The organism is Frankia sp. ACN1ag (genome assembly GCF_001414035.1).
Taxonomy (GTDB): Bacteria; Actinomycetota; Actinomycetes; order Frankiales; family Frankiaceae; genus Frankia; species Frankia torreyi.
Map to the genome: position 1 here is coordinate 49,990 of NZ_LJPA01000005.1, position 17,237 is coordinate 67,226.

At 74.1% G+C, this 17,237-nt stretch carries 12 protein-coding genes and 4 pseudogenes; 8 read left to right on the forward strand and 8 right to left on the reverse strand.

Features of this window, described 5'->3' with window-relative positions:
* Positions 1-88: 88 nt before the first annotated feature.
* The 5 genes and pseudogenes from UK82_RS35975 to UK82_RS35985 all read right to left on the reverse strand — a co-directional run.
* Positions 89-641 (reverse strand): annotated as a pseudogene (locus UK82_RS35975) (acetyl-CoA C-acyltransferase); the annotation flags it as partial.
* 1 nt (position 642) lies between these two features.
* Positions 643-1,252: pseudogene (locus UK82_RS35980) on the reverse strand (acetyl-CoA C-acyltransferase); the annotation flags it as partial.
* Between the two features lie 192 nt (positions 1,253-1,444).
* Positions 1,445-3,037 carry a ribonuclease D gene (locus UK82_RS05585; RefSeq protein WP_055406543.1) on the reverse strand — a complete coding sequence of 531 codons (1,593 nt, stop codon included), beginning with the start codon at positions 3,035-3,037 and terminating at the stop codon, positions 1,445-1,447.
* A gap of 229 nt (positions 3,038-3,266) precedes the next feature.
* Positions 3,267-3,926, reverse strand: coding sequence for a DUF3000 domain-containing protein (locus tag UK82_RS05590; protein WP_044883537.1), 660 nt, complete (start codon positions 3,924-3,926; stop codon positions 3,267-3,269).
* Between the two features lie 242 nt (positions 3,927-4,168).
* Complete coding sequence (locus tag UK82_RS35985; RefSeq protein ID WP_044883538.1) at positions 4,169-4,459, reverse strand: hypothetical protein; 291 nt, start codon at positions 4,457-4,459, stop codon at positions 4,169-4,171.
* A 224-nt stretch (positions 4,460-4,683) separates the two neighbouring features.
* Here UK82_RS35985 and UK82_RS41345 point away from each other — a divergent pair, with 224 nt between their 5' ends.
* Complete coding sequence (locus UK82_RS41345) at positions 4,684-4,818, forward strand: hypothetical protein (protein ID WP_255354248.1); 135 nt, start codon at positions 4,684-4,686, stop codon at positions 4,816-4,818.
* Positions 4,819-4,840: 22 nt separating this feature from the next.
* On the opposite strand, the gene UK82_RS05600 is transcribed toward UK82_RS41345, so the two are convergent.
* On the reverse strand, positions 4,841-5,227 hold the full coding sequence (locus UK82_RS05600; RefSeq protein ID WP_044883539.1) for a DUF3817 domain-containing protein: 387 nt from the start codon (positions 5,225-5,227) through the stop codon (positions 4,841-4,843).
* A gap of 697 nt (positions 5,228-5,924) precedes the next feature.
* Here UK82_RS05600 and hemE point away from each other — a divergent pair.
* The 4 genes from hemE to UK82_RS05625 all read left to right on the forward strand — a co-directional run.
* Positions 5,925-6,920 (forward strand): uroporphyrinogen decarboxylase, encoded by a 996-nt coding sequence (hemE, locus tag UK82_RS05605; protein ID WP_396230467.1) that lies wholly within the window; start codon positions 5,925-5,927, stop codon positions 6,918-6,920.
* 163 nt (positions 6,921-7,083) lie between these two features.
* A complete protein-coding gene (gene hemG, locus UK82_RS05610; RefSeq protein ID WP_044883665.1) occupies positions 7,084-8,535 on the forward strand; it encodes a protoporphyrinogen oxidase in 1,452 nt (483 codons plus the stop codon).
* A gap of 53 nt (positions 8,536-8,588) precedes the next feature.
* Positions 8,589-9,284: a hydrogen peroxide-dependent heme synthase gene (gene hemQ, locus UK82_RS05615; RefSeq protein ID WP_044883666.1), complete on the forward strand. Its 696-nt coding sequence runs from the start codon at positions 8,589-8,591 to the stop codon at positions 9,282-9,284.
* Between the two features lie 1,167 nt (positions 9,285-10,451).
* The coding region (locus tag UK82_RS05625) for a sugar transferase (protein WP_236705579.1) at positions 10,452-12,100 on the forward strand (1,649 nt) is incomplete at its 3' end.
* 45 nt (positions 12,101-12,145) lie between these two features.
* Here UK82_RS05625 and UK82_RS35990 read toward each other — a convergent pair.
* Both UK82_RS35990 and UK82_RS05630 read right to left on the reverse strand, forming a co-directional pair.
* Positions 12,146-12,300: pseudogene (locus tag UK82_RS35990) on the reverse strand (adenylyl-sulfate kinase); the annotation flags it as partial.
* A 27-nt stretch (positions 12,301-12,327) separates the two neighbouring features.
* Positions 12,328-13,858 (reverse strand): annotated as a pseudogene (locus UK82_RS05630) (adenylyl-sulfate kinase); the annotation flags it as partial.
* 191 nt (positions 13,859-14,049) lie between these two features.
* Between UK82_RS05630 and UK82_RS05635 the strand changes: the two are divergent.
* The 3 genes from UK82_RS05635 (at position 14,050) to UK82_RS05645 (ending at position 17,224) form a co-directional block, all read left to right on the forward strand.
* A complete protein-coding gene (locus UK82_RS05635; protein WP_044883542.1) occupies positions 14,050-14,865 on the forward strand; it encodes a 3'(2'),5'-bisphosphate nucleotidase CysQ in 816 nt (271 codons plus the stop codon).
* Between the two features lie 200 nt (positions 14,866-15,065).
* A complete protein-coding gene (gene cysD / locus UK82_RS05640) occupies positions 15,066-15,980 on the forward strand; it encodes a sulfate adenylyltransferase subunit CysD (protein ID WP_011603273.1) in 915 nt (304 codons plus the stop codon).
* Complete coding sequence (locus UK82_RS05645) at positions 15,980-17,224, forward strand: sulfate adenylyltransferase subunit 1 (RefSeq protein ID WP_055406546.1); 1,245 nt, start codon at positions 15,980-15,982, stop codon at positions 17,222-17,224. The genes cysD and UK82_RS05645 overlap by 1 nt, the downstream gene beginning before the upstream one ends.
* The last annotated feature ends 13 nt before the right edge of the window (positions 17,225-17,237 follow it).

A 17,237-nucleotide genomic window follows, 5' to 3' on the forward strand; every position in this document is an offset into this window, starting at 1 on the left:
TCCTGGGACTGGGTTCTCGCGCGGGGCCCGGTCAGCTCGTCGCCGTGGTCGCGGCGCTGTGGTGGGGGTTCTCCCAGATCGTGGTGGNCCCCATGCCGAGGCCCACGCACATCGCCGTCATGCCGTAGCGCACCTCGGGATGTTCGGCGAACTGCCGGGCGAGCTGGGTCATCAGCCGCACCCCGCTGGAGGCCAGCGGATGGCCCAGCGCGATCGCCCCGCCGTACTGGTTGACCCGGGGATCGTCGTCGGCGATGCCGAAATGGTCGAGGAAGGCCAGGACCTGCACGGCGAACGCCTCGTTCAGCTCGAACAACCCGATGTCGTCGATCGTCAGGCCGGTACGGGCGAGCGCCTTCTCCGTCGACGGGATGGGGCCGATGCCCATCACCTGCGGCGCGACCCCGGCGAACCCGTAGCCAACCAGCGTCATCCGCGCCGGCAGGCCCAGCTCGGCGGCCACCTCCGCGGCCGCGAGCAGGCACCCGGTGGCGCCGTCGTTGATCCCGGCGGAGTTGCCCGCCGTGACCCGGCCGTGCGGCCGGAACGGGGTGCGCAGTCCCGCCAGCCCGTCGAGGGTCGTCGTCGGGCGCGGCGGCTCGTCGGCGGTGACCAGCTCCCAGCCGCTGTCGGCGTGGCGGNCGGCCATCGGGACCAGGTCGGGCTGGATCTGGCCGTTCGCGTAGGCCTTGGCGACCTTCTCCTGGGAGGCCAGGGCGTAGGCGTCCGCCCGCTCCCGGGTGATCGCCGGGAACCGGTCGTGCACGTTCTCCGCCGTCGAACCCATGACCAGCGCGGACGGGTCGACCAGCCGCTCGGCGACGAACCGCGGGTTGAGGTCGGCGCCCTCGCCCATCGGATGGCGGCCCATGTGCTCCACCCCGCCGGCGACGGCGACGTCGTAGGCGCCCACGGCGATCGACGACGCCGTCGTGGTCACCGCGGTCACGGCTCCGGCGCACATCCGGTCGACGGCGTAGCCGGGCACCGATTCCGGCAGTCCCGCCAGCACGCCCGCGATCCGGCCGATCGTCAGGCCCTGGTCGCCGATCTGGGTGGTGGCCGCGACCGCCACCTCGTCGATGCGCTCGGGCGGCAGGGACGGGTTGCGGCGCAGCAGCTCCCGGATCACCCGGACGATCAGGTCGTCGGCCCGGGTCTCGGCGTACACGCCCTTGGCCTTGCCGAACGGCGTGCGCACGCCGTCGACGAAGACCACGTCGCGGACCGAACCGCGGGCTGAACCGAACACGGTGGCCTCCCCACCGGCGGCTCGCGGCCGCCGGCACCTCGCCGTGGGACACCGACTGCCCGCGCCGACCCGACGGGACCGCGCGGGCGGTCAGCACCGGCGCGGACATCGCCGGCACCGGCTAGCCTACGGCAGCGGTTACCGGCCGGTAGGACACTCGTCCCGTCTGCCCTTGGTGTCGCGCTGAGCTGGTTACCGGTCGTGGGCGGGGGCGGTCGGGGCCCCACTCGTCGGGCCGGAGGCCGGGCCCGACGCTGCGGACGGCTTTGCCGCGCTGCCGCCCGACGCGGCCGGGTCGGTGGAGCCGCCGCCGGCCGGAGCCGCGCCGACCGAGGAGGCGCCACCGCCGTCCGACGACGTCGCGCCGACCGGAGAACCGGCGGTGGCCCGCCCGGCCGCCCCGCGCACCGACCGGCCGGCGCCGGCGCGCCCACCGCGGGAGCGGGTGCGATCCGCCCCGCCGGCCCCGCCGGCCCCGCCGCCGCGGCCCGCCCGCCGTCCGCCGGCGCGCTCGGGCGCGGGCGGGGTGGCGTCGTCGGCGTCGTCGGCGGGGTCGGGTTCCGGGTCGACGAGCGCGGAGCTCAGGGCCGCCCGGGTCAGCTCCCGCTGCCAGGCGCGGGCGCCGCTGGCGCGCAGCGTCTCCTCCACCGCCGACTCGGTCAGCGGATCGGGCGGGGACCAGGCGATCCGTCGGGACAGCGCGGGTTCCAGCAGGTTCTCCACCGGCATGGTGTGCGTGGCGGCGAGAGCGGACAGCTTCGCCCGCACCCGGGCCAGCCGGGCGGCGGCCACCGGATCGCGCTCGGCCCACCGGTTCGGCGGGGGCAGGCCGTCGCCGCTGGGGCCGGCCGGCGCCGGCAGTTCGTCGTCGGGCAGCGCCGCGGCGCTGCGCAGCGCATCCAACCAGGTACTCGCGGTCCGCCGGATCCGTGGACCCGAGAAGATGGGCAGGCGGATCAGCGCCGCGGTGTCGGCGGGGGCGTTGAGGACCGCGTCCATGATGGCGCTGTCGGGCAGGACCCGGCCGGGGGCGACGTCGCGGGTCCGGGCCATCCGGTCCCGGGCGGTCCACATGGCCCGCACCGCCGCGAGCTGGCGGCGGGACCGCGCCCGGTGGATGCCGCTGGTCCGCCGCCACGGTTCGGCGCGGGGTTCCCGGGGCGGCGCCGCGACGATCGCGGCGAACTCCTGCCGGGCGAACTCGATCTTGTTCTGCTCGATGAGTTCGGCCTCGAGCGCGTCGCGCAGCTCGACCAGCAGCTCGACGTCGAGCGCCGCGTAGCGCAGCCAGGGCTCGGGTAGCGGCCGGGTCGACCAGTCCGCCGCCGAGTGGCCCTTCTCCAAGCCGTATCCGAGCACCCGCTCGACCATCATGCCGAGGCCGACTCGCTCGTAGCCCAGCAGCCGGCCGGCGAGCTCGGTGTCGAACAGCAGGGCCGGCCGCAGCCCGAGCTCGGCCAGACAGGGCAGATCCTGGCTGGCGGCGTGCAACACCCATTCGGCGTCGCCCACCGCCTCCTGGATGACGGTGAGGTCACCCAGCGGGACCGGGTCGATCAGCAGTGAACCGGCCCCCCGGCGGCGGATCTGGACCAGGTAGGCGCGCTGGCTGTAGCGGTACCCGGACGCCCGCTCGGCATCGAAGGCGACCGGGCCCGTCCCGGCCGCGAGCCGTTCGGCTGCGGCGGTGAGCGCTGCGGCGTCGACGATGACGGGTGGGACGCCGTCCACAGGAGCGAGCAGCGGGATGGGCTCACGGGCGCTGGTGCTGGGCTCTCCCTCCACCTTTGCGCTTACACCCCCGCTGACCTGCTGTGTTGGTTCAGGAACCGTCGACGTCACGATCGGCGATCGTACGTCTGAATCCTCGCGGAGGCAGCCGCGCTGTTCAGCGAATCACGCTGATTATACGCATCGTGACACCATCGCCGGGTAAGGTGGCCGGCTCCCGATCCGAACGGGGTACCGCAAATCCCCTGGATGTGGTCCCACGGCGGGGCCGCGGCCGGCGGATTCAGCTCCGGCGCTGGGGCAGCGACACGACGCCGGACAGTGCCGGTGGTAGGCCGGCCATGGCGGCCAGGAGGTCACCGAAGGCCAGCACGTGGGCCGCCGCCCCGTCGGGACTCCAGGCGGGTCGCGTCGGCTCCGGGCCGGTCGGGCTCGCGGCGCCCATGTCGGCACCGAGCGCGGTCTCGGCCCAGTCGGGCGACCAGGAGCAGCGCAGTTCGACATCGAAGCTGTCCCCTTCCGCCCGCAGCAGACCGAATCGCCGCGACGAGGTCGTCGTCACCGCGCCGCCGAGCGCACGGACCTGCGCGCCGTGCGCGTCGAGAGACTCTCGCAACCACGACCAGGCCACGTCGGCCAGCAGGGGATCGGTGGCGATCTCCGGGTCGACGCTCGCCCGGGCGTAGCAGACGATGCGGGCGCTGCCCTGCCAGGCCGGCTGTCCTTCCGGATCCATCAGGACGATCAGTCGGCCGGCGGCGAGGTCGGCGGCGTCGCCGGTCAGGCCGCCGGCGAGCGCGAAGGCGTAGGGCGCGAGCCGGGTCGGGGCCGCGACCTCGTGCATGCTGATCTCCGGGCGCAGCCGCGCCATTCCGTCGCGCAGGGCGTCGGTGCTGGCGAGGAAGATCGGCGGGCTGGCCTCGTACGACTGCGCCGCCCCCATGACGGCAACGTTAGGGCGTCGACCTTGATCGCGCTGGGTGGACGCCGGAGCGTATGGCTTCGACCCCGTTGCGTGCGGACGGGCGCCGATGAGGCGATGGCTGGAACGGTGTGCCGTGTCCCGCAGGACCGGAACCTCCCGGGGCCCGGGGGCCGCCTCCGTCGCGGCTGGCTCGCCGTAGCTTCCGGGGGGACGGCCCGCAGCGGCGCCGTAATCGGGACGCGCGGCGGGATTGTGCAGGCTCACGCCGGGATCCGGGCGGCGGCGCGTTCGCGGCCGCGATGGTCCCGCGCCCCGGCGCCGGTCTCCCGGCCCGCTCGCGGGTGCGCCGCCGACCTGGCCACCGGGGGGACCTCCCCCCCGGGCTGGACCGGCCCCACGAGCACCGCCGCACCGCACTCGGTGCAGGCCCACTCCGGACAGTCCGCCCCGTGCCCGTCGGCGCACGGCGGCTGCTCGAACGGCCGCTCCTCGCCGCATTCTGCGCAGGTCAGAACGATGTGATCGTCGGAGCCCACCCGGACCAGTTCCACTCGAACACCACTCCCCGCGCACGGCTGCTGCGTGTTGCGTCCCCTCGGGTGCGATGGGCGCCTGCACCACGGATCCTGCGCCCCCGCGACTGCCGGCCGAGGGGGAACGCGGACGACGCGCACCCTCTGCCCTCATTCCGACCGGACTGACGGTGCCATGGGACGGACAGATGACCGCGCATTCTCTCCGGCGTGTCGCGTGCGCCCGTCTCGATGCGGTGTGGGTGGGAGATCCCCTGTCGCGGGACTCGCCCCGCTTGGGTGCGGAGCGCAGGTGCGGCGGGGTGCGGGTGCACGCGGAGGTGCGGGTGCGCGCGGCGGTGCGGGTGCGCGCGGCGGTGCGGGTGCGCGCGAGGTGAGTCTGGGGCGTTGAGCGGGGCGTCAGTTCCGGCGGGCGGCGGCCTGGGAGACCGGCCGCGTGCCCGGACCGGCCGGCGTGGTCTCGTGGCCCGGAGCGCCGGCGTCGCCCCGCAACCAGTGCCGCTCCACGAAGAACGGGGCCACCGGCAGCACGGAGGCGATCAGGGCCAGCACGGTGCGCCGGCGGGGCCAGCGCCCGGCGAAGGCCAGGTAGCCGATGAGCGCGCAGTAGGCGAGGAAGAGTGTGCCGTGGATCGGGCCGAGGATCTTCACTCCCTGGGGATGGTCGGCGCCGTACTTGATCCCCGTGGCGATGAGCAGCAGGAGGAACGACGTCGCCTCGGCGAACGAGACGGCGCGGGCCGCGGTCAGGACGCGGGATCCGCCGTGCGGGGCCTGATCGATCATCTCAAGTCCTCAATCGTCGTGGCTGTCGGACGTCGGTGGTGGCCGTCGGAGGTTCGCGGTGGCCGTCGGAGGCTCGTGTGGCGGTCGGAGGTTCGTGTGGCGGTCGGAGGTTCGTGTGGCGGTCGGAGGTTCGTACAGCCCGGCCGGACCGCCCGGCCGGACCGGTGTGCCGCCCGGACACGCCGGCCGCTCACCTGGGCGGACAGCGGATTTCGTCACATCCCAGCGGCCTGCGGTCGGCCCGGTCGGCCCGGCCGGTCGGGCTGGTCCGGACCGGCGGGCACCGGCTGGACCAGCAACTTCTTCTACTGAAAGTAGAAGATAGCTGACGCCGGAGGACCTGATCAGCCCGGACCGTGACCACGCCGACGCCGGTCATCACCCGCCCGTGCCGATCGGAGTGACCCCGGTCGCACCGGCACAGGTGCGGCGGGCATGCAACGATCGAGGCATGTCTGTCGTCCACATCGACGCCGGCCCCGGGTCCGGGTCGGCCAGCGTCCAGACCGCGCCGAGCGGCGTCGCGGTCGCCTCGGCGCGGGTCGCGCCCTCGCGGGACGGCGACACCCTCCATCGTCCCGGCCGGCCCGCCGCGTCGACCGGCCTCCCNCCCGCCGACGCCGCCTTCCGTGCCGGTGCCGCCGCCGCCCGTTCCGCCGCCGCTCGCCGGCCCGGCCTCGCCACCACCGCCCCGTTCCTGCGGGCCTGCCGGCGGGACCAGCCCGAGACCACCCCCGTCTGGTTCATGCGCCAGGCCGGTCGCGTCCTGCCCGAGTATCGGGCTCTGCGCGCCGACGTCCCGATGCTCGACTCGTGCCGCGACCCCGCGATGATCACCGAGATCACCCTGCAGCCGGTGCGCCGCTTCCGGCCGGATGCGGCGATCTTCTTCTCCGACATCGTCGTGCCGCTGGTGGCGATCGGTCTGAACATCGACATCGTCGCCGGGGTGGGGCCGGTCGTCGCGGAGCCGGTGCGCGACGCCGCCGGGCTCGCGGCGCTGCGCGCGCTGGAACCGGACGACGTCCCCTACGTCACCCAGGCGGTCCGCAGCCTGCTCGGCGAGCTCGGCGGCACCCCGCTGATCGGGTTCGCGGGCGCGCCGTTCACTCTGGCCAGCTACCTCGTCGAGGGCGGCCCGAGTCGCAACCACCTGCGCACCAAGGCGATGATGTACGGGGAGCCGAAGCTCTGGCACGACCTGCTCGACCGGCTGGCCACCATCACCACGGCCTTCCTGCGGGTCCAGGTCGACGCCGGCGTCGACGCGGTGCAGCTGTTCGACTCCTGGGCCGGTGCGCTCAGCGAGGACGACTACCGGCGCTACGTCGCGCCGCACAGCGCGCGGGTGCTGGACGCCTTCGCCGAGGAGGTGCCGCGCATCCACTTCGGTGTCAACACCGGCGAGCTGCTCACCGCCATGGGCCAGGCGGGCGCCGACGTCGTCGGGGTCGACTGGCGGGTTCCCCTCGACGAGGCTGCGCGCCGGATCGGGCCGGGCCGGGCCGTGCAGGGCAACCTCGACCCGGCGGCGGTGTTCGCGCCCGAGCCCGTGCTCGCCGCCAAGGTCGGCGACGTCCTCGCCCGCGGTGCCAAGGCGGAGGGGCACGTGTTCAACCTCGGCCACGGCGTCCTGCCGGAGACCGATCCGGGAGTGCTCGCGCACATCGTCGACCTCGTCCACGCCGGGTGAACCGGCCGGCGACCGACGGCCGGTTACCGATCCACCACCATCGGGGCCCGGTCCACCACCACAGCGTGATCCGCCGCCGGGGCGCGGCCCACCTCCGGGCGGGCGCGACGCGATGGTGAATCCTGGTTGGACGGCACCACTCATCGTGAAGGGCGGCAGGAACGTGCGGGTTGTCATCGTCGGTGGGGGAGTCGCCGGGCTTGCCGCGGCCCATGCCCTGTCCGGCCACGCCGAGGTGACCGTCCTGGAGGCGGGAGAGCGCGTCGGCGGCAAGCTGCGCACGACCCCGATCGAGGGGATGGACGTCGAGGAGGGCGCCGAGTCGTTCCTCGCCCGCGTCCCCGACGGGCTGCGGCTGGCCAGGCAGATCGGCCTCGGCCACGACATCGTGCATCCGGCGACGACCTCGGCGTCGCTGTGGATCCGGGGCCGGCTGCGGCCGATCCCGCCGAACACCATGCTCGGCGTGCCGACCGACGCGTTCGGCCTGGTCCGCTCCGGGGTGCTGTCCCCCTGGGGGCTGCTGCGGGCCGCCGCCGACCTGGCCCTGCCGCGCACCCGCTTCCCCGACGACCCGACCGTGGGTGGCTTCGTCGGCGCCCGGGTCGGGCGCGAGGTCGTCGACCTGCTGGTCGACCCGCTGCTCGGCGGGGTGTACGCCGGGCGGGCCGACGCGCTGTCGCTGCGGGCCACCGTGCCGCAGCTCGTCCCGATCCTGACCGAGGACCGGTCGCTGCTGCTCGGCGCCCACCGGGTGCGGGCCCGCACCGCCCCGGCCGCCTCTGCGTCGACGACGCCGCTGTTCGCCAGCCTGCGCGGCGGCCTGGGGTCGTTCGCGACGCGGCTGGCCGAACGGTCCGGCGCGACCGTGCGCACCGGCGTGCTGGTGCGCGCCGTGGAACGCGCCGCCGGCGGCTGGCGGATCGTCTGCGACCGGGTCGGCGGTGGGGAGACGCCCGAGCCGCTGACGGCCGACGCGGTGATCCTCGCCGTGCCCGCCGGGGCAGCGCGGACGCTGCTGAGCCCGCTGGCCCCGCACGCGGCGGCCCCGCTCGCCGGCGTCCCCTACGCCTCGGTCGGTCTGGTCACACTGGTCTACCGGGACATCACCCCGCCGCCGGGCAGTGGCTTCCTGGTGCCGGCGCGGGCGGGTACGTCGGTGAAGGCGGCCACCTTCCTGACCACGAAATGGCCGCACGTCCGCGCCGGCCGGTTCACGGTGGTCCGGGCCAGCATCGGCCGCGCCGGGGCCGAGCACGACCTGCAGCGCGGCGACACCGAGCTCGCCGGCGTGGCCGCAGCGGAGATCGCCCAGATCACGGGGCTGACGGCGCGCCCCATCGCGACCAGGGTGAGCCGGTGGGGCGGCGCGCTGCCGCAGTACCTCCCTGGCCATCTGAACCGGATCGCCAGCGTGCGCCGGGCGCTGCCCGCGGGCCTCGCGCTCGCCGGCGCCGGCTACGACGGCGTCGGCATCCCGGCCTGCATCCGCTCCGGGGAGGCCGCCGCCGCCGCGGTGCTGCGCGCCGCCCGGACGGCCCAGGGCAGTCCGGCCGATCCGGTGGGTCCGGCCGATCCGGTGGGTCCGGTGGGTCCGCTGGGTCCGGGAGTCTGAGGAACGACCCGGCCGACCGGTCCGGTCGGTGCGGGGTGATGGAGGAGACGGGTATGCCGGAGTCCACGAAGTCCGTTCAGGAGCTCAACGCCGAGCTCCTCTACACCGGGTGGTCGGTCTTCGCCGCCGACCGCCCGCTGCCCGCCGATCGGACCCCTCTGATCGACGAGGCCGACGCCCTGCTCGAGGGGGCCCTGGCGAAGGACGTCTACACCCGCGGAACGTACGAGATCTCGGGCTACCGGGCCGACGCGGACCTGATGGTCTGGTGGACCAGCCCGGATCCCGACCTGCTGCAGGAGACCTACCAGCGGTTCCGCCAGACGGCGCTGGGCGGCCACCTGCGGCCCGTGTGGTCGGCGGTGGGGCTGCACCGCCCCGCGGAGTTCAACCGCAACCACATCCCGGCGTTCGTCCGCCGGGAGGACCCGCGCGGGTACATCTGCGTCTATCCGTTCAACCGGTCCCTGGAGTGGTATCTGCTGCCGGACTACGAGCGGCGCGGGCTGCTCGCCGAGCACGGGATCATGGGCCGCGAGTTCGAGGACGTCCGGGCCAACACGGTCGCCGCGTTCGGCCTGGGCGACTATGAGTGGCTGCTCGCGTTCGAGGCCGACGAGCTGCACCGCATCGTCGACTGCATCCGCCATCTGCGCGGAAGCGCCACCCGCCGGCACACCCGGCTGGAGACCCCGTTCTACAGCGGCGCCCGCAAGTCCCTCGCTGACATCGTCGCCGCCCTGCCCTGACCGGTAGCGGGCGCGCTGTGTCGCTCGCACGGCTCCGCTGCATGGTCGCGCGCCGCACGGCCCCCGGTGCGGAGGCTCGGCACAGAGCCGCGCCGCATGGCCCCGCCGGCATGGCCCCGCCGCACGGTCACGCGGCTGGTCGCGCCGCATGGCCCCGTGGCTGAGCCCGGTCGCGCGCCCTGCCGCCTACCTGGCCCGCGGCGCGCCCTGCCGCCTACCTGGCCCGCGGCGCGCGCCGCCAGCCGGCCGACACTCGCAGCCGGCGCCTGCCTGGGCGCCCCCACCCGTCCGGCAGGCGCCGGCCGTCCCGTTTCCGTGCCCTCCAGCGTCGCGCAGGCGCGAGCCGGATCGCACAGTTCCCACCCCGACGGCGCCCGTACGGGCCGGGCAGCCGACGGCTCTCCGGCCGAAGCCGAAGAGCCATAACGCACAGTAGCAGTCTAGCCGCTTCCTGTATACGCAGCGTGCGGCCGGCGCGTGCTGTCCGGAATATCGGTATCCACCATTGAACGCGGGAATTTCGCTACGGCGGGTTACCGGCGATCGACGTCATCTCTGCTACCTTGAGTCGCCACAAACGGACGGATGACGCCGCCGCAACGGTCGGCGGTCACGGCCCCGCCCCGCACCTGCTCCGCGGGCCCCTGGCAGATCGGCTGAGGAGAGCCGGTAACGTTGCTCGTGACCAGGAGTGCCGGCCGTGTCGGTGGCCGACGGTCCGGTTCGTTCCGGTGTGCACCCCGGCGCAACGCCGGGCAGTGCGCGAACAGCCGGCCCGCCGTCCGTGGTGGCCCACAGTCAGTGGCGGGGGAAGATCGCTGGAGGTCCGGTCGATGCATCACCGATGGTTGAGCTCTCGGCCGTCCAAGCGAGGCATACCGCGAACCGCGACAGGATGGGGTCGACCCGAACCACACCCGAGATCCGACGCGCTGTGGCGACCACGGAACGGTCGACGATCGGCGCAGTGCGGGGCATCTTCATGACCGCCACCATCCGACCCGGACGGACGACTCGTACAATTCGGGCGATCCGTATATTTCGGTCAATTGTCGCGATAGAGGCGACGGCGTGGCGCTCCCGCGGACCACGTCCTTGTGGCGGACCGGCTGGGCGGCGTCGTCCCGCGGGTCACGCTCCTGGGGAGGGGCACGCGTGACGGAGACGATGTCGGGGGACGCCCGCGCCTCCGCCGGGTCGAACTTCGTCTCGCGATCCCGGCCCGGCGCGGCGCCCTACCCGCCGCAGACCCGGCCCGGGGCCGCCGGACCGTCGAGCCCCTCCGGACCGACCCCGGGCGGGCAGCCCGGCTGGACCGGGACCGGTGGCCGCCACAGCGTCGCTCGCGCACACTCGGTCGCGGCGCTCGAGAACGTGGCCTACCGGGCGCAGGTCAGCTGGGAGCGCCGCTACGTGCGGCTGCTGATCCTGTTCGACGCGGCGGCCTGCGTGGTCGCCGCCGGGCTGGCGTTCTTCGTGCGGTTCGGCGACCTCGTCGACTTCGAGACCAAGCCGGTGTCGATCAAGCCGTACATCCTGATGACGGTGCTGCTGCCGCTGGCGTGGGTGCTCGCCATGTCGCTGAACCGGGCCTACGAGACCCGGTTCCTCGGCGGCGGGTCGGAGGAGTTCCGCCGGGTGGTCAACGCCGCGGCCAGGTTCACGGCCGCGCTCGCCATCATCTCGTATGCGACCAAGGCCGAGATCGCCCGCAGCTACGTCCTCATCGCGTTCCCCGCGGCGACCCTGCTGTCGGTGGCCGGCCGGGTCATCGGGCGCGGCATCCTGCACCGGATGCGCCGCGCCGGGCGCTGCCTGCACCGGGTCCTCGTGGTCGGGGCCGGCGAGTCCGCCGCCACCCTGGTCCGCCTCGCCCAGCGCGACCCGACCTCCGGCTGGTCCGTGGTCGGCGTCGTGCTCGACCGCTCGCCGGGCCGACACAGCCACGACCGGCCGGAGCGCAGCGGGTTCGACCTGCTCGGGGTGCCGATCGTGGGCACCTCGGAGACTTTGCACACCGCCATCACCGCCACCCATGCCACCACCGTCGCGATCTGCCCACAGATGGACGGCGAGACCTTGCGCCGGGTGCTGTGGACGCTCGAGGGCAGCGACGTCGACGTGCTGGTCTCCTCGGCGCTGACCGACGTGACCGGCCCGCGGATCTCGATCCGCCCGGTGGCCGGGCTGCCCCTGCTGCACATCGAGGAGCCGGAGCTCAGCGGGACCCGCCGGGTCATGAAGGGCGTGTTCGACCGCTGCGTCGCGGGCACGGTGATCCTGCTGTTCCTGCCGGTCCTGCTCGGCCTCGGGATCGCGGTCCGACTGACCAGCCGCGGCCCGGCGCTGTTCAAGCAGACCCGGGTCGGCCGGGGCGGCGAGCACTTCACGATGTTCAAGTTCCGGTCCATGTACGTGGACGCGGAGGCGCGCAAGGCCGAGCTGGAGTCGCGCAACGAGCGGGCCGAGGGCCTGCTGTTCAAGATGCGCGACGACCCGCGGGTCACGCGGGTCGGGAAGTTCCTGCGCAAGTGGTCGCTCGACGAGCTGCCACAGTTGATCAACGTGCTCAACGGCAGCATGTCGCTGGTCGGGCCGCGCCCGCCGCTGCCCTCGGAGGTCGCCCGCTACGAGGACGACGTGCACCGCCGGCTGATGGTGAAGCCCGGCCTGACCGGCCTGTGGCAGATCAGTGGGCGCTCGGACCTGGAGTGGGACGAGTCGGTCCGCCTCGACCTGCGCTACGTGGAGAACTGGTCGCTGGCGATGGACTTCGTTATTCTCTGGCGGACCGTCTTCGCCGTCCTGCGTCGCGANGGCGCCTACTGACCCCGGCCTGACCGGCTACCCGGCCTGACCGGCTACGCGGGGGCGAGCCAGCCGGCGACGCGCAGATGATCGAGGATGCGGTCGACGGCCTCGTCTCCCGACAACTGCGCGGTGTTCACCGTGACGTCGGCATCGGCCGGTTCCTCGTACGGGTCCGACACTCCGGTGAACGCGGGGATGACGCCGGNCCGGGCCTTGGCATACAGGCCCTTGNGGTCGCGCGCCTCGCAGACCTCGAGCGGCGTCGAGACGTGGATCAGGACGAAGCCGCCGCCGGCCGCGTGGACCATCTCGCGGACCTGCGTGCGAACCTCCGCGTAGGGGGCGATCGGCGCACAGACCGCGGTGCCGCCCGCCCCGGCCACCTGCGCGGCGACGAACCCGATGCGGCGCACGTTGGTGTCCCGGTCGGCGCGGGAGAAGCCCAGGCCCTGGGACAGGTGGGTACGCACGACGTCCCCGTCGAGCAGGGTGATCCGCCGTCCGCCCTGCTCGAGCAGCCGGCAGACCAGCAGCCCGGCCAGGGTCGACTTGCCGGAACCGGACAGCCCCGTGAAGAAGATGGTCAGCCCGCGCTGGGACCGCGGGGGGATCGCCCGGGCGAGTTCCGCGGCCACCGCGGGCGGGGTCAGCTCGGCGGGGATCGGCCCCCCGGCGTCGAGCAGTGAGGCCAGCTCCTGGCGGCCGGGCGCGCCGATGGCCGGGCCGATCAGGCTGCCGGACAGGCCGTAGCTGCTGGCCATGTGCGCGCGCTGGGCGGTGAGCCGGGCCAGCCCCTCGGCGTCCCCGTTCGTCGGCGACGCCCCGCCCGCGGCGCCGCTGTCCGGCTCGAGCGGAATGCCCGCCGGTGACAGGCCGGCGGGGGACAGGGCCGCCGGTTCGAAGCCCGCCGGTTCGAAGCCGGCCGGGCCGGGGGCCAGCGGATGGCGCGCGCCGCCGGCGGGTGGCAGGACCGTCGCGCTCATCCCGGGCTCCCGGGGGGTGGCCAGCAGCGACGAGGGGACGGCCGGGACGAGGACCAGCAGGCTGCGGTGGCGCGGCCGGTGGTCGTCGGCGCCCGGGCGGCGGTAGGGGTCGGGCGCCGGCTCGTGCCGGCGGCCCGCGGCGCCCGCCGCGATGGCGTCGGAGGCCACCGCCTCGGAGGCCAGGGTCGCCTCGCTCGGGCGCAGCGGCGCGTCCACGGCGTCCAGCGCGGCCTGCAGGCAGCGGACCCGCAGATGATGCCCGGCGTCCGCCGGGTCGGCGCCGCCCACCGGGGCGAGCACCACGCACCGCTTGCCCTGCCGGGTCAGGGCCCGGATGCGCCCCACGTCCGCGGTGTGCAGCAGGCCGTCGGCCCAGACCGCCCACGCCGCCCCGGCTCCCACCTGCGGACCGGTCCAACCGCGGGCGCGCAGCTCGGCGCGGAGCTGGTCCGGGGTCAGCCGCAGCGCGGGGTGGTCCGGGTGGTGCGGCAGGCGCACCCCGTCCAGCGTGCCGACCAGGCGCACGGTGGACCCGGCCGGGGCCGGGAGCAGCGTGCGCAGGTGCAGGGCGGCGATCATCACCCCCTCCGGGTCGCGCAGGGCGACGGTGGCCCCCGCCGCCAGCGGCTCGGCGTCGGCGGCCGAGACGGCGAGGATCGGCACCGGCACGCCGGCCAGCTCGTCCTCCGCCGGGTAGCCGGGGTTCGGGCCGAAGGCGCCGACGAGCAGCAGCTCCAGCTCGGCGAGCTGCAGCGGCGTCAGGGTAAGCGACGGCCAGCCNAGCGAGGCCGTCGTCAGCTCCGCGGCGCGGTCCGAGGTCACCAGGGACAGCAGGGGATCGTCGGCGGCGGGCCCGTGGGCCGGGCCGGCGGCGCCCACGGCGCCCGGCTTCGGGAGGCGGTCGGGATCGGGATCCGGATGAGAGGTGGCACTCACACCCGCGACCGTAACGGGTGACAGACTCCGTCCCGATGAACACCGACGACACCCGCCGGCCGGCCACCGTCCCCGTCGACATCGCGACAGACGAACTCGACGACGACGTCCTGGCCCGGCGACTGGCCACGGATGCCGGCAAACTGCTGCTCAGAATCCGGGAGGAGGTCGGGTTCGCGGAGCCCGCCACCCTGCGCGACGCCGGCGACGCGCGTTCCCATCAGCTGCTGACCCGGGCGCTGACCCGCCACCGTCCGCAGGACGCGGTGCTGTCCGAGGAGGGCGTCGACGACCCGGCCCGGCTGTCCGCCGAGCGGGTCTGGATCGTCGACCCGCTCGACGGCACCCGCGAGTTCGCCGAACCCGGCCGGTCGGACTGGGCGGTGCACGTCGCGTTGTGGCGCGCCGGCGAGCTCATCGCCGGCGCGGTCGCCCTGCCGGCGCTGAACGTGACGCTGTCGGCCGGCGGCGATCCCCCGGCCGCGGCCCGGCCCGCCGCGGCGCGCCCGCCGCGGATCGTCGCCAGCCGCACCAGGGCGCCCCGTATCGTCGGGGAGGTCGCCGAAGCTCTGGGCGCCAGCATCGTCCCGATGGGGTCGGCCGGGGCGAAGGCCGCCGCGGTCATCCGCGGCCAGGCGGAGATCTACCTGCACGCCGGCGGGCAGTACGAGTGGGATTCGGCGGCCCCGGTGGCGGTCGCGCGGGCGGCGGGTCTGCATACCAGCCGCCTCGACGGCACCCCGCTGCGGTACAACCAGCCCGACCTGTTGCTGCCCGACCTGGTCATCTGCGAGGCGACCCTGGCCCCGGCGGTGCTCGCGGCGATTCAGGCGGCAGATCCGCAGCGGTAGGACCACGCCCGGTGGCCGCCCGACGTTGCGGGCGGCGTGGCCGGACGCAGACCGCGACCGTCGGGTGCCCATCGTGCGACACGTGTGTCGCGATGGGGGAATTGGGTCGCGGGTGAGCCGGTTAACGTCGACGAAACCGCCGGTGGGAGGGCGGGTCGGCTACTTTGGACTGATACATCGGCGAGACGAGGGGTTTTCGCGTGCCTGTCACGGGTTACGAGCTCACCCACCTGCAGATGCTCGAGGCCGAGGCCATCCACATCTTCCGTGAGGTGGCGGCCGAGTTCGAACGTCCCGCGCTGCTGTTCAGCGGCGGGAAGGACTCGATCGTCATGCTGCGGGTGGCCGAGAAGGCGTTCTGGCCCGCGAAGCTGCCCTTCCCGCTGTTGCACATCGACACCGGCCACAACTTCGACGAGGTCCTGGAGTTCCGGGACCGCCGCGCGGCCGAGCTCGGCGCCCGCCTCGTGGTCGGCTCCGTGCAGGCGGCGATCGACGCCGGTGAGCTCACCGAGGACACCCGGCCCGGGGCCTCCCGCAACCAGCTCCAGACGCCGGTGCTGCTCGACTCGATCACCGACAACCGGTTCGACGCGGTGTTCGGTGGCGCCCGCCGCGACGAGGAGAAGGCCCGCGCCAAGGAGCGGGTGTACTCCTTCCGGGACGAGTTCGGCCAGTGGGATCCCAAGAACCAGCGCCCCGAGCTGTGGTCGCTGTACAACGGCCGGCATCGCCCCGGCGAGCACATCCGGGTCTTCCCGCTGTCGAACTGGACCGAGCTGGACATCTGGCGCTACATCGCCCAGGAGCGCCTGGAGATCCCCTCGATCTACTATGCGCACAGCCGCGAGACCTTCGAGCGTGACGGCATGCTGCTCGCGGTCACCCCACTGACCCAGCCGCGCGCCGGTGAGGCCGTGGTTCCCCGCCAGGTCCGCTACCGCACGGTTGGTGACATCACCTGCACCGGCGCGGTCGAGTCGACCGCGGCGACCGTCGACGAGGTCATCGCCGAGGTCGCGGCGACGCGGATCACCGAGCGGGGTGCGACCCGGGCCGACGACCGGGTCAGCGAAGCGGCGATGGAGGACCGGAAGCGGGAGGGGTACTTCTGATGGCCGAGCTGCTGCGCGTCGCGACCGCGGGGTCGGTCGACGACGGGAAGTCGACGTTGATCGGCCGGCTCCTCTACGACACGAAGTCGCTGTTCACCGACCAGCTCGCCGCCGTCGAGCGGACCAGCCGGGAGCGCGGCGACGGCTACGTCGACCTCGCGCTGCTCACCGACGGCCTGCGGGCCGAGCGGGAGCAGGGCATCACCATCGACGTCGCCTACCGCTACTTCGCCACCCCACGGCGATCGTTCATCCTCGCGGACACCCCGGGGCACGTGCAGTACACCCGCAACATGGTCACCGGTGCCTCGACCGCCGACCTCGCGTTGCTGCTCGTGGACGCACGCAAGGGCATCGTCGAACAGACCCGCCGGCACGCGTTCCTGGCCTCCCTGCTGCGGGTGCCCCATCTTGTGCTCTGCGTGAACAAGATGGACCTCGTCGACTTCGACCGGGAGGTCTTCGAGCAGATCAAGGAGGATTTCCGGCGCTTCGCGGCGAAGCTGGAGATCGTCGACGTCGCCACGATCCCGGTGTCCGCACTGACCGGTGACAACGTGGTGTCCCGTTCGCCGAGCACGCCCTGGTACGACGGCAGCTCGCTGCTGCACCACCTGGAGGAGCTGCACATCGCCTCCGACCGCAACCTGATCGACGTGCGGTTCCCGGTGCAGTGGGTGGTCCGGCCGCGCAGCGAGGAGCTGCACGACTACCGCGGCTACGCCGGGCAGGTCGCCGGCGGCGTGCTCAAGCCCGGCGACGACGTCATCGTGCTGCCGTCCGGGCTGACCTCGCGGGTCGCCGGGATCGACACCTACGACGGGCCGGTCGAGGAGGCGTTTCCCCCGATGTCGGTCATCGTCCGGCTGGAGGACGACCTCGACGTCTCCCGCGGGGACCTGATCGCCCGGCCGAACAACCAGCCGACGGTCGGGCAGGACCTCAACCTGATGGTGTCCTGGATGGTCGATGCGCCGCTGCGCCGCCGGGCCCGGGTCGGGATCAAGCACACCACCCGATCGGTGCGGGCGATGGTCACCGACGTCTGCTACCGCGTCGACATCGACACGCTGCACCGTGACGAGAGCGTCGAGACGCTGGGCCTCAACGACATCGGCCGGATCGCGCTGCGGACAACCACGCCGCTGTGCTACGACCCGTACCGCCGCAACCGCAACACGGGCAGCGTGCTGCTCATCGACGAGGCGACCGGAACCACCCTCGGTGCCGGAATGATCCTCTAGCGGTACCCGGCCC

Excerpts from the sequence above, each read along its gene's own strand:
- UK82_RS05645 (WP_055406546.1), top strand. The coding sequence starts at position 15,980 with ATGGCCGAGCTGCTGCGCGTCGCGACCGCGGGGTCGGTCGACGACGGG.
- hemQ (WP_044883666.1), top strand. The coding sequence starts at position 8,589 with ATGCCGGAGTCCACGAAGTCCGTTCAGGAGCTCAACGCCGAGCTCCTC.
- UK82_RS05590 (WP_044883537.1), bottom strand. The coding sequence starts at position 3,926 with ATGGGGGCGGCGCAGTCGTACGAGGCCAGCCCGCCGATCTTCCTCGCC.
- UK82_RS05635 (WP_044883542.1), top strand. The coding sequence starts at position 14,050 with ATGAACACCGACGACACCCGCCGGCCGGCCACCGTCCCCGTCGACATC.
- UK82_RS05600 (WP_044883539.1), bottom strand. The coding sequence starts at position 5,227 with ATGATCGATCAGGCCCCGCACGGCGGATCCCGCGTCCTGACCGCGGCC.